The organism is Methylobacterium sp. D54C, assembly GCF_053345595.1.
Map to the genome: position 1 here is coordinate 249,524 of NZ_JBKFAK010000005.1, position 18,357 is coordinate 267,880.

General features: G+C 73.5%; 18 protein-coding genes. 3 read left to right on the forward strand and 15 right to left on the reverse strand.

Translation table 11 applies throughout. The annotated features are described in order from the left end of the window. Positions 1-51: 51 nt before the first annotated feature. From ACLBYB_RS14585 to ACLBYB_RS14605, 5 genes are all read right to left on the reverse strand, one after another. Positions 52-549, reverse strand: coding sequence for a hypothetical protein (locus ACLBYB_RS14585; protein WP_447699190.1), 498 nt, complete (start codon positions 547-549; stop codon positions 52-54). Between the two features lie 7 nt (positions 550-556). Next, entirely contained in the window at positions 557-1,105 is a 549-nt protein-coding gene (locus ACLBYB_RS14590; RefSeq protein ID WP_020095390.1) for a peptidylprolyl isomerase, read from the reverse strand. A 27-nt stretch (positions 1,106-1,132) separates the two neighbouring features. Further along, a complete protein-coding gene (gene coaD, locus ACLBYB_RS14595; protein WP_020095391.1) occupies positions 1,133-1,636 on the reverse strand; it encodes a pantetheine-phosphate adenylyltransferase in 504 nt (167 codons plus the stop codon). A 49-nt stretch (positions 1,637-1,685) separates the two neighbouring features. Beyond that, positions 1,686-4,418 (reverse strand): DNA gyrase subunit A, encoded by a 2,733-nt coding sequence (gene gyrA, locus ACLBYB_RS14600; protein WP_091927538.1) that lies wholly within the window; start codon positions 4,416-4,418, stop codon positions 1,686-1,688. A gap of 213 nt (positions 4,419-4,631) precedes the next feature. Further along, positions 4,632-4,961, reverse strand: a complete 330-nt coding sequence (locus ACLBYB_RS14605; RefSeq protein ID WP_056532391.1) for a hypothetical protein — start codon at positions 4,959-4,961, stop codon at positions 4,632-4,634. 233 nt (positions 4,962-5,194) lie between these two features. Here ACLBYB_RS14605 and ACLBYB_RS14610 point away from each other — a divergent pair, with 233 nt between their 5' ends. Then, entirely contained in the window at positions 5,195-6,052 is an 858-nt protein-coding gene (locus tag ACLBYB_RS14610) for a S49 family peptidase (protein ID WP_091977340.1), read from the forward strand. A 4-nt stretch (positions 6,053-6,056) separates the two neighbouring features. Here ACLBYB_RS14610 and ACLBYB_RS14615 read toward each other — a convergent pair whose 3' ends face one another. Beyond that, entirely contained in the window at positions 6,057-7,775 is a 1,719-nt protein-coding gene (locus tag ACLBYB_RS14615) for a methyl-accepting chemotaxis protein (RefSeq protein ID WP_447699191.1), read from the reverse strand. A 97-nt stretch (positions 7,776-7,872) separates the two neighbouring features. Beyond that, the gene (locus tag ACLBYB_RS14620; protein WP_348273195.1) at positions 7,873-8,958 is read right to left on the reverse strand and encodes an NAD(P)-dependent oxidoreductase; all 1,086 of its coding nucleotides are present in this window, start codon (positions 8,956-8,958) and stop codon (positions 7,873-7,875) included. Here ACLBYB_RS14620 and ACLBYB_RS14625 point away from each other — a divergent pair. Further along, positions 8,852-9,874 (forward strand): P1 family peptidase, encoded by a 1,023-nt coding sequence (locus ACLBYB_RS14625; protein ID WP_447699192.1) that lies wholly within the window; start codon positions 8,852-8,854, stop codon positions 9,872-9,874. The two genes, ACLBYB_RS14620 and ACLBYB_RS14625, sit on opposite strands and share 107 nt — an antisense overlap. A gap of 122 nt (positions 9,875-9,996) precedes the next feature. After that, complete coding sequence (locus ACLBYB_RS14630) at positions 9,997-10,263, forward strand: GCG_CRPN prefix-to-repeats domain-containing protein (protein ID WP_165923109.1); 267 nt, start codon at positions 9,997-9,999, stop codon at positions 10,261-10,263. A gap of 66 nt (positions 10,264-10,329) precedes the next feature. Here ACLBYB_RS14630 and ACLBYB_RS14635 read toward each other — a convergent pair whose 3' ends face one another. The 8 genes from ACLBYB_RS14635 to ACLBYB_RS14670 form a co-directional block, all read right to left on the reverse strand. Beyond that, complete coding sequence (locus ACLBYB_RS14635) at positions 10,330-10,944, reverse strand: NIPSNAP family protein (RefSeq protein WP_447699193.1); 615 nt, start codon at positions 10,942-10,944, stop codon at positions 10,330-10,332. Between the two features lie 106 nt (positions 10,945-11,050). Then, complete coding sequence (locus ACLBYB_RS14640) at positions 11,051-11,332, reverse strand: hypothetical protein (RefSeq protein ID WP_020095400.1); 282 nt, start codon at positions 11,330-11,332, stop codon at positions 11,051-11,053. Beyond that, positions 11,329-13,719, reverse strand: a complete 2,391-nt coding sequence (locus tag ACLBYB_RS14645; RefSeq protein WP_447699194.1) for a response regulator — start codon at positions 13,717-13,719, stop codon at positions 11,329-11,331. The genes ACLBYB_RS14640 and ACLBYB_RS14645 overlap by 4 nt, the downstream gene beginning before the upstream one ends. 52 nt (positions 13,720-13,771) lie before the next feature. Then, entirely contained in the window at positions 13,772-14,668 is an 897-nt protein-coding gene (gene rarD, locus ACLBYB_RS14650) for an EamA family transporter RarD (RefSeq protein ID WP_020095402.1), read from the reverse strand. A gap of 147 nt (positions 14,669-14,815) precedes the next feature. Next, positions 14,816-15,418, reverse strand: a complete 603-nt coding sequence (locus ACLBYB_RS14655) for a pyridoxamine 5'-phosphate oxidase family protein (RefSeq protein ID WP_447699195.1) — start codon at positions 15,416-15,418, stop codon at positions 14,816-14,818. Beyond that, entirely contained in the window at positions 15,415-15,747 is a 333-nt protein-coding gene (locus ACLBYB_RS14660) for a lipid-A-disaccharide synthase N-terminal domain-containing protein (RefSeq protein ID WP_020095404.1), read from the reverse strand. The genes ACLBYB_RS14655 and ACLBYB_RS14660 overlap by 4 nt, the downstream gene beginning before the upstream one ends. Continuing rightward, a complete protein-coding gene (locus tag ACLBYB_RS14665; protein WP_447699196.1) occupies positions 15,741-16,532 on the reverse strand; it encodes a glycosyltransferase family 2 protein in 792 nt (263 codons plus the stop codon). Before ACLBYB_RS14665 ends, ACLBYB_RS14660 begins: the two co-directional genes overlap by 7 nt. Continuing rightward, the gene (locus ACLBYB_RS14670) at positions 16,529-18,250 is read right to left on the reverse strand and encodes a glycosyltransferase family 39 protein (RefSeq protein WP_447699209.1); all 1,722 of its coding nucleotides are present in this window, start codon (positions 18,248-18,250) and stop codon (positions 16,529-16,531) included. Before ACLBYB_RS14670 ends, ACLBYB_RS14665 begins: the two co-directional genes overlap by 4 nt. Between the last annotated feature and the right edge of the window lie 107 nt (positions 18,251-18,357).

Consider the following 18,357-nt stretch of genomic DNA (forward strand, 5'->3'; position numbering starts at 1 on the left):
GTATCGGCGCGTGCCGGATCCGGCCAGCGCCCGTGTCGGTCTCGCCGGCGCTCAGGCCGGCGGGCGGTAGACGAAGCGGAGCGCCACCGGCCGCCCCGCGATCGCCCGGCCCAGACCCGGCGTGATGTGGACCGGGGTGCAGCGCGCGAGGGCGTCGAGGGTCCCGCGCACCAGGGTATTCCGCCGATCGCCCGCGACCCCCGCCGCGTAGGTGACGCGGGGCGGCCCGATCAGGCTGCCGTCGCGCCGCAGCGCGAGCCGCAGGGTGATCTCGATGTCGTCGGACCCGGCGCTCGGGCGGCCGAGGCCGCCCGGTGCCTGCCAGCAGGCGGCGAGCGCCGGGTAGAGCTCGGCCAGGGTGTCGGCGGGCTTGGTCGCCATCCGGGCGACCGGGACCGGGACCGTGGCGCGCAGGGTCTGGGGCAGGCTCAGCGGGTAGCCGCCCCCGGGCTCGTCGGCGTAGCCGTAGAACGGCGCGCCGTCATAGGCCGCGGCGGCCGCCGGGATCAAGCTCAGCAGGAGGATCGAGGCGGCGCGCCGGCCCGGCATGCGGCCGCTACTTGGCCTTCTCGGCGAGCGTCATGCTGACGATCTTGTCGGGATCCTGGACGGCCCCGCCCGGCGCGCCCGGGGCGGCCTTCTTGATCTTGTCGAGGACGTCGAGCCCGTCCGTGACGTTACCGACGATCGTGTACTGGCCGTTCAGGAACGGCGCGTCGCCGAGGCAGATGAAGAACTGCGAGTTCGCCGAGTTCGGATCCTGCGAGCGGGCCATGCCCACGGTGCCGCGGCGGAACTGGGCCGACTGCGTGAACTCGGCCGGGATGTTCGGCAGGCTGGAGCCGCCGGTGCCGTTGCCCTTCGGGTCGCCGGTCTGGGCCATGAACCCGTCGATGACGCGGTGGAACTTGAGGCCGTTGTAGAAGCCCTGCGAGACGAGGGTCTTGATCTGCTTGACGTGCTTGGGCGCGATGTCGGGCCGCAGCTCGATGGTGATCCGCCCGTCCTTGGTCTGGAGATAGACCGTGTTGGCGTCGGCGGCCCGGGCCGCCTGGGCGGTGCCGAGCGTCAGGGCGAGCGCGAGGAGGGCGTGGCGTCGGTTCATCGAAGTCCTTCCAGGGTCGGGCCGGTGTCAGGAATGGGCGGCGAAGCGCTGCCGGAGGCGCGCGGCGACCGCCGCGGGCACGAAGGGCGAGACGTCGCCCCCCATGCCGGCGATCTGGCGCACCAGCGTCGCGGTGATCGGGCGGGCCTGCGTCGAGGCGGGCAGGAACACGGTCTGCACCTCGGGCGCCATGGCGCCGTTCATGCCGGCGAGCTGCATCTCGTAGTCGAGATCCGTGCCGTCGCGCAGGCCGCGGATGAAGATCGCGGCGCCGCAGCGCCGGGCGGCCGAGACGGCGAGATCGTTGAAGGTAACGATCTCCAGCGCCGCACCCTCGGCCTGGGCCACTGGCCCGCAGGTCTCGCTCAGCAGCGCCGCCCGCTCCTCGGCGGAGAACAGCGGGGCCTTGCCGGGGTGGACGCCGATGGCGATCACGAGGCGGTCCACCAGCCTGCAGGCCTGGCGGACCACGTCGAGATGGCCGTTCGTGACCGGATCGAACGAGCCGGCGTAGAGGGCAGTGCGGGTCATCGCGACCCGACCTAGAGCATTTTCGCGCCGGACGGAACCGGGCGGCGCCTCAGGCCTCCTCGCCGCCCTCGGGACCGGCCTCGGCGCCCTCGTCCTCGCCCTCGATGTGCTCCACCGAGACGACCTTCTCGTCCTTGGCGGTGTTGAACACCGTCACGCCCTGCGAGGCGCGGCCGACGATGCGGATGTCGTCCACCGGCACGCGGATCAGCTGGCCGCCGTCGGTGACCAGCATGATCTGGTCCGAGGCCTCGACCGGGAAGGACGCCACGAGGCTGCCGTTGCGGGCATTGACCCGCATCGCCGTGATGCCCTTCCCGCCGCGTCCCGAGGTCCGGTACTCGAACGACGAGGAGCGCTTGCCGAAGCCCCGCTCCGACAGGGTCAGCACGTACTGCTCGGCCGCGCCCATCTCGTTGTAGCGGTCGAGCGAGATCGCCGCCGCCTCGGCGCCGTCCTCGGGCTCCGCGTCGCCGTTCTCCTCGGCCTCGCCGGTCACGGCGCGGCGCATCTTCAGGTAGCCGGCCCGCTCCTCGGCGCTGGCGTCGAAGGCGTTCAGGATGGTCATCGAGATGACCCGGTCGTCCTTGGCCAGCAGGATGCCGCGCACGCCCGTGGAGTCGCGGCCCTTGAAGACGCGCACGTCCTCGACGGGGAAGCGGATGCACTGACCCAGAGCGGTGGTCAGCAGCACGTTCTGGTCCGGCCGGCAGATCTCGACGTGGACGATGTGGTCGCCCGGGTCGAGCTTCATGGCGATCTTGCCGTTGCGGTTCACCGTGGTGAAGTCCGAGAGCTTGTTGCGCCGGACGTTGCCGCGCGCGGTCGCGAACATCACGTCGAGCGTCTCCCAGGACGCCTCGTCCTCGGGCAGCGGCATGATCGTGGTGATGCGCTCGGAGGTGTCCTGCAACTGCAGGATATTCACCAGCGCCTTGCCGCGGGCGTTCGGGGCGGCCATCGGCAGGCGCCACACCTTCTCCTTGTAGGCCTGGCCCTGGCTGGAGAAGAACAGCACCGGCGTGTGGGTGTTGGCCACGAACAGGCGGGTGACGAAATCCTCGTCGCGGGTCGCCATGCCGGAGCGGCCCTTGCCGCCGCGGCGCTGGGCCCGGTAGGTCGAGAGCGGCACGCGCTTCACGTAGCCGGCGTGCGACACGGTCACCACCATGTCCTCGCGGGCGATCAGGTCCTCGTCCTCGACGCTGCCGTCGAAATCGACGATCTCGGTCCGGCGCGGGGTGGCGAACTGCTCGCGGACCTCGGCGAGCTCGCCCTTGACGATGCCCTGGATGCGGGCGCGCGAGCGCAGGATGTCGAGGTAGTCGGCGATCTCGTCGGCCAGGGTCTTCAGCTCGTCGCCGACCTCGTCGCGGCCGAGAGCCGTGAGGCGCTGCAGGCGCAGGTCGAGGATGGCGCGGGCCTGGGTCTCGGACAGGCGGTAGGTGCCGTCCTCGGCGACGCGGTGGCGCGGGTCGTCCACGAGCGCGATCAGCGGCGCGATGTCGTGGGCCGGCCAGTCGCGGGCCATCAGGGCCTCGCGGGCCGTGTTCGGGTCCGGCGAGGTCCGGATCAGGCGGATCACCTCGTCGATGTTGGCGACCGCGATCGCGAGGCCGCACAAGACGTGGGCGCGCTCGCGCGCCTTGCCGAGGAGGAACTTGGTCCGGCGGGAGACGACCTCCTCGCGGAAGTCCACGAAGGCCTGGAGCAGGTCCTTCAGGTTCATCAGCTCGGGGCGGCCGCCGTTCAGCGCCACCATGTTGCAGCCGAAGGAGCTCTGCAGCGGCGTGAACCGGTAGAGCTGGTTCAGCACCACGTCGGCCATGGCGTCGCGCTTGATCTCGACGACGATGCGCATGCCCGTCCGGTCGGATTCGTCGCGCAGGTCCGAGATGCCCTCGACGCGCTTCTCCTTCACCAGCTCGGCGATCTTCTCGACGAGCGTCGCCTTGTTCACCTGATAGGGGATCTCGGTGAAGATCAGCGCCTCGCGCTCCTTGCGCAGCTCCTCGACATGCGACTTGGCGCGCATGATCACCGAGCCGCGGCCCGTCGCGTAGGCCTGCCGCGTGCCGGCCCGGCCGAGGATCATGCCGCCGGTCGGGAAGTCCGGGCCGGGCACGATCTCGGTGAGCTGCTCGATGGTCAGGCCCGGGTCGTCGATCAGCGCCACGCAGGCGTCGATCAGCTCGCCGAGATTGTGCGGCGGGATGTTGGTCGCCATGCCGACCGCGATGCCGCCGGCGCCGTTGACCAGCAGGTTCGGGAAGCGGGCCGGCAGGACGGTCGGCTCCTCGCGCGACTCGTCGTAGTTCGGTCCGAAATCGACGGTGTTCTTGTCGATGTCGGTGAGCAGCGCGGTCGCGGGCTTGGCCAGCCGCGATTCGGTGTAGCGCATGGCGGCCGGCGGATCGCCGTCCACCGAGCCGAAATTGCCCTGCCCGTCGATGAGCATGAGGCGCATGGAGAAGTCCTGCGCCATCCGCACGAGGGCGTCGTAGATCGATTGGTCGCCGTGCGGGTGGTACAGACCGATCACGTCGCCGACGATGCGGGCCGACTTGACGTATTTCCGCTCGGGCAGGTGCCCGGATTCGAAGGCGGAGTAGAGGATGCGCCGGTGCACCGGCTTGAGACCGTCGCGGGCGTCGGGAAGCGCCCGGCTCACGATCACGCTCATCGCGTAATCGAGGTAGGAGCGGCGCATCTCGTCGGTGATGGAGACGGGGCGGATGTCGCTGGCGGGCGGGGCGGCGCCAGTCGGATCGTTCTCGGCCAAGTCGGTATCCGTTCTGAAGCCCGGACGGGCGGTGCTCACGGTCGTTCCCGGGTGGCGCGCGATGCGCCGGAACGGCCTCTCGGAAGAGCAGTGATATCAGACGGTTAAATAAGGTTTTCCGAGGCCGCCCGCAAGGTCGCAGCGCGGCTGCCGGCGCGCGTCCCGGCAGGGATGCGTCCCGGCCGGATCGGGCCGGGACGCGCAGGGCCGCGCTCAGTAGAACGTGACGTGCCGGTGGCCGTACGGACGGGCGTACGGGCGGCCATGCCAGACGTGGTGGCGGTGCCAGTGCCGGCGGAAATGGTGGTGCCGGTGCCAGTGATGGCGACGGTGCCAGTGGTGGCGGCGGTGGTGCCAGTGGCGGCGCCAGTGGTGGCGGCGGTGCCAGTGGCGGCGGTGGCGCCAGTGGGCCTGCTGCACCGCGGGGGCGGGCGCGGCGGCCTCGGCGCTCGCGGGGACCGGCAGGGGCGCCGCGCGCGCGGGCGCGCTCGCCAGCCCGCCGAGCAGCGCGGCGAGGAGGACCAGGATCGGCCAGGGTCGCATCGTTTCTCTCCCGTGTGAGCGCCCGTCCGAGTCCAGCGGATCCGGGCCGGCACGAGGCTCGCGCCGTCGCCTGAAACGGCCAAGGTCGGCAAACGGTTCGATCCGTTCTGACTGCGCAGACGCGCCGCCCTCGCGCACCGCCCTTGCGCGGGGCCGGAAAGCGCCCAGTTTCCGACGACAGGCGCTTCCGGGCCGTCTCCCGCCCGGCTTCCCGACGAGCCGCGTAAGACCCCATGGCGTTCGCGTTCCCCGACACATTCCGTGCCCTCCTCCCGCGCCGCTTCCGGGACCGACGCCCGCGGGTCGCGGTGGTCCGGCTGTCGGGCACGATCGGGGCGGTCTCGCCGCTGCGGCCGGGGCTCTCGATCGGGGGCGTCGCGGGCAGCCTGGAGCGCGCCTTCGGGATGCCGGGGGTGAAGGCGGTGGCGCTGGTGATCAACTCGCCCGGCGGCTCGCCGGCGCAGTCGCACCTGATCCACCGCCGCATCCGGGCGCTGGCCGAGGAGAAGGGCGTGCCGGTGATCGCCTTCGTGGAGGATGTCGCGGCCTCCGGCGGCTACATGATCGCCTGCGCGGCCGACGAGATCGTCGCCGACCCGACCTCGATCGTCGGCTCGATCGGCGTGGTCTCCGCCGGCTTCGGCTTCCACGGCCTCCTGGAGAAGCTCGGCGTCGAGCGGCGGGTGCACACGCAGGGCGAGGCGAAGTCGATGCTCGACCCGTTCCGCCCGGAGGATCCCGCCGACGTGGAGCGCCTGAAGCGCATCCAGGCCGACGTGCAGGACCTGTTCACCGGCCTCGTCACGGCCCGGCGCCCGGGCCTGTCGACGTCCGAGAACCTGTTCACCGGCGCGGTCTGGACCGGGCGGCAGGCGCTGCCCCTCGGCCTCGTCGACGCCCTGGGCGACGTGCGCACCGCGATGCGCGCGCGCTTCGGCGAGAAGGTCGACCTGCGCCTCGTCGCCGAGGCGCGCGGCGGCCTGCTCTCCCGCATCCTGCGCCGGGGCGGCGCGCCGGGCGGGATCGACCTGGCCGAGGGGGCGATGGCCGCGTTCGCGGAGCGCGCGGCCTTCGCCCGCTACGGGCTCTGAGGGCTCAGGCCGCGACCTGACCGAGGAAGCGCTCGATCTCGCCCTCGAGGTCGGCCGCGACCGCGTCGACGGTCTGAGCCGCCTCGGTGACCGTGGCGGCCATGCGGGCCGAGCGCCGCGCGGCGCCGGCGACCGTGGTCAGGCCGCCCGCGATGGCCTCGGTGGCGCCGGCCGTGTCGGCGACGTTGCGGGAGATCTCGGCGGTGGCCGCGCCCTGGGCCGAGACCGCCGACGCGATCCCACCCGTGGTGGCGCTGACCGCCCGCATCCGCTCGCCCATCCGGCCGATGGCCGCCACGGCCGCCGTCGTCGAGGCCTGCACGCCGGCGATCTGGCTGCCGATCTCCTCGGTCGCCCGCGCGGTCTGCGACGCCAGCGCCTTCACCTCCGCGGCCACCACGGCGAAGCCCTTGCCGGCGGCGCCGGCCCGGGCGGACTCGATCGTGGCGTTGAGCGCCAGCAGGTTGGTCTGCTCGGCGATCTGGCGGATCAGCCCGACCACCGCGCCGATGCGCCCTGCGGCCTCGGCGAGCTCGCCGATCTCGGCGTTCATAGCGTCCGACTCCGCGGCGGCCGTGGCCACCAGGGCCTCGGCCTGGTCGAGCTGGGTTCCGATCTCCGCGATGGAGGCGGAGAGCTCCTCGGCGGCGCTCGCGACGGTCTGGACGCTGGCGGAGGTCTCGTGCGAGCCGCGCTCGGTCTCGGCGACGGCGGCCTCCGCCTCGGCGGAGCTGGCCGCCATCTCGCCGGCCCGGGCGCGCATCGCGCCGGTGCTGGCGGTCAGCGCGTCCTTTAGGCGGACGATCTGGCCCCGGAACGCCTCGATGGCGCGGTCGAGCGCGGCCCGCCGCCGCGTCTCGTCGGCCGCGCCCGCGCTCTGCAGGCTCTCGAGTTCCCGGGTCCGCAGGCCGGAGACGCGCAGCACCTCGAGGGCGCGCGCCACCGTGCCGATCTCGTCGCCGCGCGCCGCGTGGGGGATCGCCGAGTCCAGGTCGCCGGCCGCGAGGGCCTCGATCCGCGCGGCGATCGTCGCGAAGGGCCGGAACAGTCGCGCCGCCGCCAGCCCGACGAGGGCGCAGGCCAGCACCGCGATGACCAGGGCGGCGACGCTGAGGCTCGTCATCGTCTGGGCATGGGCGTCGAAGTACATCTCGATCGGCAGACCGACGAATAGGATGCCGTTCACCTTGCCGGCGGCGTCGACCGTCGGCTGGTACACCGTGTGGTAGCGCCGCCCGAAAAGGGTCGCCGGCCCCTCGTAGGTTCGCCCGGCGCGGATCGCGGCCTGGGCCGGGCTGTCGGCGGCGAGCGCCGTGCCGACCGCGCGGGTCCCGTCCTCCCGGCGCACGGTGGTCTGGCGCCGTACGAAGCTGTCGGAGGCGGGCTCGTAGCTGAACACCGTCGCCAGGCCGCCCGAGTAGGCGACGGCGTCGTCCACGACGCGGGCATCGGCGAAGCCCGACAGGCTCGGCGTCGACACCCGGGCGACGCGCGCGCCGTCGAGATCCGCCGCCGCGCCCTCGACCCGCGCCGCCAGGACGAGCGCCAGAGTTCTCAGGTTGCGCTCGCCGTTGGTGCGCTGGCGCGCCTCCATCTGCGACCAAGTTTGTCGCGAGACCGTAATCCAGATGGCGCCGGCGGTGAGTGTCACGGCGAGCATCGCCAGCAGGATGACTTTCGTCGACAGAGTCATCCTGCGCAGCGAATAGGAATGTGTGCGCATCTATTGGTATCCGTGCCTATAGCCGGCCGGACACTCTGTCGTGAGGTTGAAATGACGGGTTAAGGTTCGCCAGAAAGGCGAGCCATTGCCGCAGATTTCAACCCTGCCCTGCGCGCCGGGCGGAGACGCGGGCGAGCGCCGCCAGATCCTTCTCGCCGTCGCCGTGGCTGATCGCCTCGATGAGACCGTCCCGCAGCACGCTGGCGAAGGGCATCGGCACCCCGGCGCCCTCGGCCGCCTGCAGGGCGAGCCGCACGTCCTTGGCCCCGAGCCTGAGGATGAAGCCCGGCGGCTCGTAGCGGTTCTGCGCGATCGAGGCGCCGTAGCCCTTGTAGACCGGCGAGGCGAACAGCGTGTTGGTCATCAGGTCGAGGAACTCGGCGCCCGGGACGCCGTGGCCCTCCGTCAGGGCGCAGGCCTCGGCCATGGCCTCGATCGCCGAGATCAGCATGAAGTTGCCGGCGAGCTTGACGGCGTTCGCCCGCGTCGGGTCGTCGCCGAAGCGCCAGGTCCTGGCGCCCATCGCGTCGAGGAGTGGGCCGGCGCGGTCGATGAGGGCTCCCTCTCCCGCCGCAACGATGTTGAGCTTCCCGGCCTCCGCCACGTCCGGCCGCCCGAAGACCGGGGCCGAGACGTAGGGGACGCCGGCCCGCGCGTGGACGGCGGCGAGCTGCTTCGCCAGGGCCACCGAGACCGTGCTCATCCCGATATGCAGGCCGGGGCGCTCCGGCCGGTCGAGGAGGCCGCCGGCCACGATCACGGCCTCGAGCGCCGCGTCGTCGGCCAGCATGGTGATCACGGCGTCCCCGGCGAAGGCCTCGGCGGCGCTCGCCACCGGGGTGACGCCGTCGATGCCGCGCGCGGCCTCCGGCGAGCGGTTCCAGGCGCGGACCGCGTGGCCGGCCCGCGCGAGATTGGCCGCCATGGCGCGACCCATCCGCCCCATTCCGATGAATCCGACGTCCATGCCGTGCTCCTCGACGCGCTGTGCCGTCTGCCAACCTGGGAAACCCCGGCCGACGGTCAACGGCCCCGGCCGGATTTGCGGCGATGACGCGGCGTGGCAAGCTCGGTCCATGCCGCAGAATCGCATCACCGACATTCCCGGCCTGCGGGTCGGCCACGCCACCGACCTGCGGCTCGCCAGCGGCGTCACCGCGATCGTGTTCGATGAGCCGGCCATCGCCGCGGTCGACGTGCGCGGCGGCGGGCCGGGCACCCGCGAGACCGACCTGCTCGATCCCGAGCGCACCGTGGAGCGGGTCGACGCCTTCGTGCTCTCCGGGGGCTCGGCCTTCGGCCTCGACGCGGGGGCGGGCGTGGCGGCGTGGCTCGCCGAGGCCGGGCGCGGCTTCCCGGTCGGCGCCATGCGGGTGCCCATCGTCCCCGGGGCGGTCCTGTTCGATCTCCCCAACGGCGGGGACAAGGCCTGGGGCCGCTATCCGCCCTATCGCGAGCTGGGCTTTCAGGCCGCCGCGGCCGCGGCGGAGAATTTCGCCCTCGGCTCGGTCGGGGCCGGGACAGGCGCGCGCACCGGGCGACTGAAGGGCGGGATCGGATCCGCCTCGGCGCAGGTGCCGGGAACGGGCTTCCGGGTCGGGGCGCTCGCGGCCGTGAACGCCTTCGGCAACGCGACGATCGGCGCCGGGCCGCATTTCTGGGCGGCGCCCTTCGAAGAGGGCGACGAGTTCGGTGGTCTCGGCGCGCCGGTCCGGGTGCCGCCGGAGGCCCTCGCCTTCCCGGCCCGGGCGCTGCCGGGCGCCGCCACGACGCTGGCCGTGGTGGCGACCGACGCGGCGCTGACCAAGGCGCAGTGCCGGCGCCTCGCGGTGGCCGCGCAGGACGGACTCGCCCGCGCGCTCGTGCCGGCGCACACGCCCCTCGACGGCGACCTGGTCTTCGCCGCGGCGACCGGCGCCGTGCCCCTCGCCGAACCGGTGGTCGACCTCGCCCGCCTCGGCGACGTCGCCGCGCGCGTCCTGGCCCGGGCGGTGGCCCGCGGCGTGTTCTCGGCGACGAGCCTGCCCGGACACGCGCCGTCGCCGCCCCTGGCCGGCACGGGGCTTCCACCGGCCTGGCGCGACCTGTTCGGCGCCTGATCGGCGGCCCCGCCCGCGCGCGGAACGATGCCGCGGGCACGGGGTTACCGGCCGCGGCCGGAGGCCGTGACGCGGTCCGGATCGCCCGGGGCCGCGCCGAGTGCCCAGCGGGAGAGAACCTCATGAGAATGACCGGCCTGATCGTCGCCGCGTCCGTCGCCCTGTTCGCCGGCGGAGCCCAGGCGATGCCCGTGGCACCGCTGACCGGCGGCGACGCCGCCGTCACCCTCGTCCGCGGCGGCTGCGGGTTCGGCGCCCATCGCGGGGCCTACGGCGGCTGCCGCCTGAATCGCGGCCCGCGCGGTGCGATCCGCCGCGCCATCACCGGCGCTCCCCGCGGCTGCCCGCCCGGCCTCTATCGCGGCCCGCGGGGCGTCTGCCGCCGCTGAGTGACGGCGCTGGCGCCGCCCCCTGGGGTGGCGCCAGCGCGGGTTGCGGCTCTCGACGGATGGCGGTCAGCGCAGGGGCGAGCGCCCCTGAGGGAGCGCGATCGTCGCGGTCGCCTCGGCGATCTGGTCCGGGCCGCCCTTCGGCGGCCAGATTCCCGCCTCGTAGGCGCGGGCTCGCAGCGCGGCCCGCTCCTCCAGGCTGCGGAAACCCCAGATGTGCGTGATGCGCGGCGCGCCGTCGAGGGCGTACATGTTGACGACGAGGTGCTGCGTGTAGGCGCGTGCCGGCTCGATCGCGGCCTCCCAGGCCGCGAGGGTCGGCGGCAGGCCCCCCGGCTTCTGGCGATAGGTCCGGATCTCGTACACCCCGCCCCGGTCGCCCGTCCGGATCGGCGGCAGGAAGGGGAACGGGGCGTAGCTGTCCATCTCCAGCGCGGTGATCACGTGCCCGGCGTTGAACGGGTTGGCGCTGAGCAGGGCGCGCCGGCGCTCGGCGGTCATGTCCTCGGGCGCCGCGAAGCCGCGCAGCACGATCAGGCGCCCCAGCGTCCCGATCTCGGTGCGCCAGCAGCCGACCAGCTCGCCCTTGGCGTCGGGATCGTCCAGCCAGGCCTCGACGCCGGCCGAGACCTGACCCACCGCGAGCAGCGGGCACGAGAGGGTCGCGAGTTCGTACAGCATGGGCGCCTCGGCGACGTCGTCCCGTCGACGTCACGCCGTCAAAGCGGGAGATCGTCTTTCGTTGCCATCGGGACGCGCGGACCAGCTCTGCGCCGCCGGCCGAGCCTCACAGCTCGGCGCGGGCATCCTCCAGCAGCTGCGCCAGCCCGCTGTCGACCTCCTCGGCGAGCATCGTCCGCTCGGCGTCGGTGAGGTCCTTGGCCCAGGCGCCGCTGCCGAACCCGTCCGTGCAGCGCGCCCGCTCCGAGGCGATGTAGGCCTCGGTCTCGACCGGCCTGGTCTTCATCGCGTGGACGAAGCCGAACCACGCCGCCCGCTCCACCACCGCGAGCCGCGCCCGCAGCCGGATGGCCACCGCCTTCTCCGGATCGATCCCGTCCGCGCTCATCGTGGTTCTCCCGCGTCCTTCTCGGCCAGCCGATCCAGCAATCCCTGGAGCTGCCCCGGCACCGGCTCGGTCGCCGAACGCGCGTAGAGGACGCGCAGTTGCCGGCCGATCTCCGCGAGGCTCATGGAGCCCTTGGCGATCACCCGGTCGGCCTGCCGGTTCAGGCTCTCCTTCTCGGCCGCCGTGACCTCCTTGGCGGTGAGCACCACCACGGGCACGTCGCCGTCGGGCCGCGACCGCAGCGCCCGCAGGAAGCCGAACCCGTCCATCTCGGGCATCATCAGGTCGAGCAGGATCAGGCTCGGCCGCGCCTGGCTGACCCGCTCCAGGGCGATCCGGCCGTTCTCCGCCTCGTCGACGGTCCAGCCCTCGCGGCCGAGCGACCGGCGCAGGCGCTCCCGGGCATCCGCGTCGTCGTCGACCACGAGGACCCGCGCCTCGTTCGGCGCCGCGGGCCGGTAGCGCTCCATCAGGCCCTTGAGCCGGTCCCAGTCGATCGGTTTGACGAAGTAGTCGGTGGCGCCGAGCGCCTGGCCGAGCCCCTGCTCGGCCACCACCGAGGTCATGATCACCGGCGTCCCGGCGAGGTCGGGGTCGTTGCGGACCGCGTGCAGGACCGCCCAGCCGTCCATGCGCGGCATCTCGACGTCGAGCAGGATCGCCCGCGGCTTCAGGGCCCGGGCGAGCGTCAGGCCGGCGCGGCCGTCGTTGGCGGTGCGGACGTGGAAGCCCTCGCGCTCCAGGAAGCGCTGGAGCAGCTCCCGGGCGGCCGGGTCGTCGTCGACCAGCAGCACCGTCTCGTGCTCCTCGTGGGGCTCCACCGGCGCGTGCGCCTCGGCCTCCGTCGGCGGCGCGTCCTCGGGCCGCAGCGTCGCGGGCAGGCGGATCGTGAAGGTCGCGCCCGCGCCCGGGGTGCTGGCGACGCCGATATCGCCGCCCATCGTCCGGCAGAACGCGCGGGTGATGGCGAGCCCGAGGCCCGTCCCGCCGAACTGCCGGGTGGTCGAATCGTCGGCCTGGACGAAGCGCTCGAACAGGCGGTCGATCTGGGCCTCGGTCAGGCCGATGCCGGTGTCGGCGACCGCGAAGGACAGCCAGTCGGCCCCCGCGTCCCGGTGCCGCCGCACCGTCAGGGTGATCGTCCCCCGCTCGGTGAACTTCGCGGCGTTGCCGATCAGGTTCAGCAGGCACTGGCGGATCTTGGTCTGGTCCTGGTGCATGGACCCGAGGCCGGCCTCGCCCGCCGCGCCGGCGTCGAGGACGAAGCGGTTGCCCTTCTTCTCGACCAGGGAGCCGGTGGAGTCGGTGACGTCCCGGAGCAGGTCGGCCACCGTGAAGGTCTCGGCCGAGGCGGTCATGCGCCCGGCCTCGATCTTCGATATGTCGAGGACGTCGTTGATCAGCGACAGCAGGTGGCGGGCGGCCGCCTCGATCTTGCGCAGGTCCGGCAGGAGGGCGGCCTGGCCGATATCCTCCAACTCCTCGCCGAGCATCTCGGAGTAGCCGATCACCGCCGAGAGCGGGGTGCGCAGCTCGTGGCTCATGTTGGCGATGAACTGGCTCTTCGCCCGGTTGGCCGCCTCGGCGGCCTGTCGGGCGCGCTCCACCGCCTCCTCGGCCTCCTTGCGCTCGGTGACGTCGACGCAGGTGCCGACCCATTCCCGCAGGGAGCCGTCCTCGGCGAGGACCGGCACGCCGCGCACCTCCATGGCGCGCCAAGCCCCGTCGTGCCGGCGCAGCCTGTACTCGACCTCGTAGGTCGCGCGCGCCTCCACGCAGGCCGCCCAGGCATCGGCCGCGTGGCCCCGGTCGTCGGGATGGACGGCGTCCAGCCAGCCCCAGCCCTGGTAGGCCTCCTCGGTCTGGCCGGTATAGGTGCTCCACCGGACCTGCGGCGGCATCAGTTCGCCCGCCGCGTCCGTGTTCCAGATCACCGCCGCCGAGGCGTCCACCAGCGCCCGGAAGCGCTGCTCGGAATGGCGCAGGCGCTCCTCGACCGCGCGGCGGACGGTGATGTCGGTGTTGGTCCCGTACCAACGCAGGATCCGCCCGGATCCGTCCCGGTGGGGCAGCGCCTTCGACAGGAACCAGCGGTAGCTCCCGTCGCGGCCGCGCAGCGGGAACGTGTCTTCCCAGGACCGGCCCAGCGTGATCGCGGCGCGGTAGCGCTCGGTCACCGACGCGACGTGGTCCGGGTGGTGGACCGTGCGCCAGCCCCAGCCCCGCATCTCGTCGAGGGAGGTGCCCGTGTAGTCGTACCAGCGCTGATTGTACCAGACGATGGTGCCGTCGGCCTCGGCGATCCAGGCGAGCTGCGGCAGCGTCTCGGCGAGGTTGCGGTAATCGGCCTCCGTGACGGATCCTGGGCCGCTCTCAGTCTCGCTCATCGACCCGACGCTGTCCCGTCACCCGCCCCGCGGCGGCTCGAACCAGTATTCCTTATACACGCATCGCGTCCGGATCCGACCGCGGGGCCGCGGGAGCCGGCGGCCGGCGAAACCGCAGGGCGTCGATCGTGTAGAGCGCGAGCGCCACCCAGATCAGCGCGAGCATCAGCGCCCGATGCGGCTCGACGCGCTCGCCGTAGACGAGGACGCTCAGGACGAGCAGGCAGGTCGGCGCCACGTACTGCAGGAGGCCCAGGGTGGTGAGCCGCAGGCGCACCGCCGCCGCGGCGAACCAGATCAGCGGCAGCGCGGTGGTCAGCCCCGTCAGCATCAGCAGGGCACGGTCCCCCGGCGCGGCCGGCAGGAACGGCTCGGGCGACAGGACGAGCCAGACGATCGCCGCCGGCAGCAGCAGCAGGGTCTCGGCCAGGAAGCCGACCAGCGCGTCGACGCCGACGATCTTTCGGGCGAGCCCGTAGAGGGCGAAGCTCACCGCCAGCGACAGCGACATCAGGGGCAGTTCCCCGGCCCACACCACCGCGACGGCGACGCCCGTCGCGGCGATGCCGATCGCGACGGCCTGCGCCGGCCGCAGGCGCTCGCCCAGCACCACCCGGCCGAAGGCCACGCTCACCAGGGGATTGATGTAGTAGCCGAGGCTCGCGTCGAGCAGGTGACCCCCGCTGACGGCGTAGAGGTAGAGCAGCCAGTTCACGCCGATCATCGCCGCCGAGAGCACCAGCAGCGCGTGGCGCTTCCGGAGCGGCAGCGGCAGGTTGAGGCGGTGGCGGGCCGCCAGGATCAGCGCCAGCGCGCCGGCGAACACGCTCGACCAGACGATCCGCTCCGACAGGATGTGGTACGGCGTGTAGGCCCCGAGCATCCGGAAATGCACCGGGACCACGAGGCCCCAGCTCAGGTAGGCGGCGAGCGCGTAGACGAGGCCCACGGAGTCCTCCCGGTCGACCCGGATGGGCGGCCGGGTCCGCGGGCTTTAGCCCGGACGGCCCGATCGCGACAGACCGGGCGGTGCAGGGCTGCCATCCGGACCGGCGGGCCGACCCCGGGGCGGCCCGGCTCGCGGACGGCGCTCCGGCTACGGCGCGATCCAGCCACCGGACCACCCGCCGGCCAGCCGATGCCAGGCGGCCCGGCGGTGTCCGCGGCGGTCGAGATAGAGGAAATCCAGCCGCTCGGCCCGGACCAGAACGGCGGCGAAGTGCGGCCGGCCGAGCGTCGCGGCCGCGGTCTCGTCCGGCAGGCTGTAGGCGTCCCCCGCCGGAAGCGCCGTGCCGGGGCCGGGCTCGGCCCCGTAGCAGACCCGGCTCATCGCCCGGGATCCGGTCCAGGCCGCCTCGGCCAGAGCGTCGTCGGTGTGCAGCGCGGCGCGACCCTCGACGCGGATCTGGATCTTCGCGGCCGCGTCGTAGGCGGCGAGGGCGCAGGCCGGATCGGCCAGGATCTCGGCGGCCTTGTCGGAGCGGCGGTCGCAGTGGAACCGGAGCGTCCCCTCGACCGGGTCGGCGGCGCGCAGGACCACGGTGCGCAGCCGCGGCCCGCCGTCGGCCCCGAGCGTCGCCAGAGTCGGCAGGTGGAAGCCGCCACGGCCACGGGCGGCCCCGTCCGCCAGCAGCCGCCACAGCTCCGCGAAGGTGGCGTCGAGGTCGTCGTAGAAGGCGGGCAGCGGCGTCCGTGTCATGCGGCGCCCCGCTTCCTCCGCCGCTCGCGGAAGATCAGCGCGAGGTTGCGCAGGTAGATGCCGGTGGAGAGGCTCTGGCCGATGATGATCACCGGCTCGCGGCGCACGAACCCGTAGACCAGCGTCATCATCCCGCCGAGGATCGACAGGAACCAGAACGACAGCGGCATCACGCTCCGCCCGGCCCGCTCGCTGGCGATCCATTGCAGGATGAAGCGCGATCCGAACACCACCTGGGCGACGATTCCGAACACCAGCCAGAAGTCGAGCCGGGTGACGAACACGTCGTAGAAATAGGCCGGCAGATCGTGGGCGAGCTGGATCAGCATCCGACGTCCTGGTCCGCGGGTTGGCCGGCCGGCGGCTCCGCCGGCGCGCCGGCGGGGCCGGCGATCTCCTCGGGCCGCGGGTCCGCGCGCTTGCGCCGGATCAGCCACCAGACGCCGGCGAGATCCAGAAGCCCCACCCAGAGGCGGTCGAACAGGCCGTAATTGGACACGCCCGTCAGCCGCGGCCGGTCGACCACGTCGCGGTGGACGACCGCGAAGCCCTCGCGGGCGACCAGGGCCGGCATGAACCGGTGCAGGGCGTCGAAGTACGGCAGCCTGAGATACACGGCGCGGCGGAAGACCTTCAGACCGCAGCCGGTGTCGCGGGTGGAATCGTTGAGGATCCGCCCGCGCACGCCGTTGGCGATCCGGGACTGGAGCATCTTGAAGCGGCCGTCCTTGCGGCCGCGCCGCTGGCCCTGGGCGAGGCCGGCCGACGGTCCCGCCGCCTCCAGGGCCGCGAGCAGCGCGGGGATGAAGGCCGGATCGTTCTGGCCGTCGCCGTCGAGGGTCGCGACGATCCCGCCGCGGGCCGCCAGGACGCCGCTGCGCACCGCCGCCGACTGGCCGCCGCTCCGCGCGTGGCGCAGCACCCGCAGCCAGGGGCGCCCCGCCCGGGCCGCCGCCAGGGCCGCCGGCGTGCCGTCGGTGGAGCCGTCATCCACGTAGATCAGCTCGAAGGCGAGGCCCGCGCAGGCGGCCTCGATCTCGGCCACCAGGGGCGCGATGTTGCCGGCCTCGTTCTTGACCGGAACGACGACGCTGAGATGGGGGGATCCGCTCACGGCGCCACCGCGTAGGCCGTCACGAAGACCCGGCGGCCGGTGTTGAGGTTGAAGCCCTCGACCTCCGCAAGGGGCGCGGGCGCGCCGCGTCCCACCGGCCAGGCCGCGTTGAAATCGTCGCGGTCCCGGGATTCCACGAAGAGCAGGCGGCAGCCGCCGCCCTCGAGGAAAGATCGGGCGGCGGCGCCGTCGGGCGGCAGGGCGAGGCCGGTGCCGACGAGGAAGACGAGGCTCGGCTCGCGGTAGCCGAGGCTCGCCACGAGCGGGTTCGGGCAGGGCATCCGCTCGCGCAGGGCCGCGAGCCGCGGCGAGACCTTCAGGGCCGGCAGCGAGCGCTGCGCCACGCCGAGCACCGCGGGCCCGAGCAGGGCGGAGGCCAGCACGCCGAGGACGAGCGCGCGCTCGGCCGACCCGTGCGCGAAGGCGAGCCAGGCCAGGAATGCGACTGCGCAGGCCACGGCGAGCAGCGGGAGGGCCGGCCACGGGATCGTGTGGGCGTCGAGGCGCCAGCCGGCGAGGCAGAGGCCGAGGGTCAGGGCGACCGGGATCGCCGGCAGCAGCAGGGCAGTCAGGCGGGCGCCCCGCAGGCGCGGGTCCAGCGCGCCCCGGTTCAGCGCCAGCACGGTCAGGATCGCGAGCCAGGGCATCAGCGGCAGCACGTAGTGGGGCAGCTTGGTCGGCACCGCCTCGAAGATCAGCCAGGCCGGCAGCACCGCGGCGATCAGGAAGATCACGGCGGGCTCCCGCCGCGCCCGCCACGCGAAGGGCAGGCTCATGGCGGCGAAGGCCGCCCCGGGCCAGAAGGTCGCGAAGAACACGAGCGCGTAGGCTCCGGGCGGTCCCCAGTGCCGCTCGGCCACCCCGCCGACCTTGCCGAGCATGTCGTGCCCGACCGCCTCGGCGTAGAACGCGCCGCCGCTCTTCCAGGCGATCGCCGCGAACCAGGGCGCCACCAGCAGGAGCGTCAGAGCGAGGCCCGGCCACGGCCGCAGGGGCAGCAGCCAGCGGCCGGACCGCGCGACGAGCGACAGGCCGAGCGCCGGCAGCGCGACGAAGAGTGGCACCATCGGCCCCTTCACCAGGATCCCGACCGCCATGCCGAGCCAGAACGCCGCGAAGGTCGGCCCCGAGACCGGCCTGCCGTCCCGCGGCGCCAGCCACGCGCGGGCGAGCGCGGCGAGGCTCGCGGTGGCGCAGGCGGCGAGCAGCGCGTCCGTCTTGGCGAGGTGGGCCTCGGCCGAGAGCATCAGGCAGGCGCCGTAGAGGGCGGCGGCGAGTAGCGCCGACCGTCGGGGCAGGAAGGCGAGCGCCCCCCAGTAGGCGAGCAGGACCGAGGCGACGGCGCCGATCAGCGACGGGATGCGGTACAGGGCGATCTGGGTGCGGGCGCTGGGCACGCCCAGCGCCTCGCCGGCCGCCACGGCGGCGGCCTGCGCCCAGTAGATCCCCACCGGCTTCTTGTGCCGCGCCTCGCCCTGGAAGCGGATATCCACGAGGTCGCCGCTCTCCAGCATCTGCTTCGAGGCCTGGGCGAAGCGGGGCTCGTCCCGGTCCATCGGCTGCAGCGAGATCTGGCCCGGCAGGAACAGGAGCAGGCACAGCGCCAGCAGGGCGGCGGCGGCCCTGCCGTGGGTGAGGCTCAGCGCGTCGAGCCCGCGGCCGATCCGGTCGACGGGGGCAAGGCGCGGCGCGCCGCCGGCGGAGAGGCTCGTGGTCATGCCGGGCCGGTCAATCAGGAACACGGCGCGAGGTCAAATACGGCGGTGCCGTCGCCGGTCGCGACGGCGCGCGCGCACATCACGATGCGCGGATGTGGCGCCGCTCC

Bases quoted from the DNA above. Each gene is read 5' to 3' on its own strand.
- ACLBYB_RS14585 (WP_447699190.1), bottom strand. From the start codon at position 549: ATGCCGGGCCGGCGCGCCGCCTCGATCCTCCTGCTGAGCTTGATCCCG.
- ACLBYB_RS14590 (WP_020095390.1), bottom strand. From the start codon at position 1,105: ATGAACCGACGCCACGCCCTCCTCGCGCTCGCCCTGACGCTCGGCACC.
- coaD (WP_020095391.1), bottom strand. From the start codon at position 1,636: ATGACCCGCACTGCCCTCTACGCCGGCTCGTTCGATCCGGTCACGAAC.
- ACLBYB_RS14605 (WP_056532391.1), bottom strand. From the start codon at position 4,961: ATGCGACCCTGGCCGATCCTGGTCCTCCTCGCCGCGCTGCTCGGCGGG.
- ACLBYB_RS14610 (WP_091977340.1), top strand. From the start codon at position 5,195: ATGGCGTTCGCGTTCCCCGACACATTCCGTGCCCTCCTCCCGCGCCGC.
- ACLBYB_RS14615 (WP_447699191.1), bottom strand. From the start codon at position 7,775: ATGCGCACACATTCCTATTCGCTGCGCAGGATGACTCTGTCGACGAAA.
- ACLBYB_RS14625 (WP_447699192.1), top strand. From the start codon at position 8,852: ATGCCGCAGAATCGCATCACCGACATTCCCGGCCTGCGGGTCGGCCAC.
- ACLBYB_RS14620 (WP_348273195.1), bottom strand. From the start codon at position 8,958: ATGGCCGGCTCATCGAACACGATCGCGGTGACGCCGCTGGCGAGCCGC.
- ACLBYB_RS14630 (WP_165923109.1), top strand. From the start codon at position 9,997: ATGAGAATGACCGGCCTGATCGTCGCCGCGTCCGTCGCCCTGTTCGCC.
- ACLBYB_RS14635 (WP_447699193.1), bottom strand. From the start codon at position 10,944: ATGCTGTACGAACTCGCGACCCTCTCGTGCCCGCTGCTCGCGGTGGGT.
- ACLBYB_RS14640 (WP_020095400.1), bottom strand. From the start codon at position 11,332: ATGAGCGCGGACGGGATCGATCCGGAGAAGGCGGTGGCCATCCGGCTG.
- ACLBYB_RS14645 (WP_447699194.1), bottom strand. From the start codon at position 13,719: ATGAGCGAGACTGAGAGCGGCCCAGGATCCGTCACGGAGGCCGATTAC.
- ACLBYB_RS14655 (WP_447699195.1), bottom strand. From the start codon at position 15,418: ATGACACGGACGCCGCTGCCCGCCTTCTACGACGACCTCGACGCCACC.
- ACLBYB_RS14660 (WP_020095404.1), bottom strand. From the start codon at position 15,747: ATGCTGATCCAGCTCGCCCACGATCTGCCGGCCTATTTCTACGACGTG.
- ACLBYB_RS14670 (WP_447699209.1), bottom strand. From the start codon at position 18,250: ATGACCACGAGCCTCTCCGCCGGCGGCGCGCCGCGCCTTGCCCCCGTC.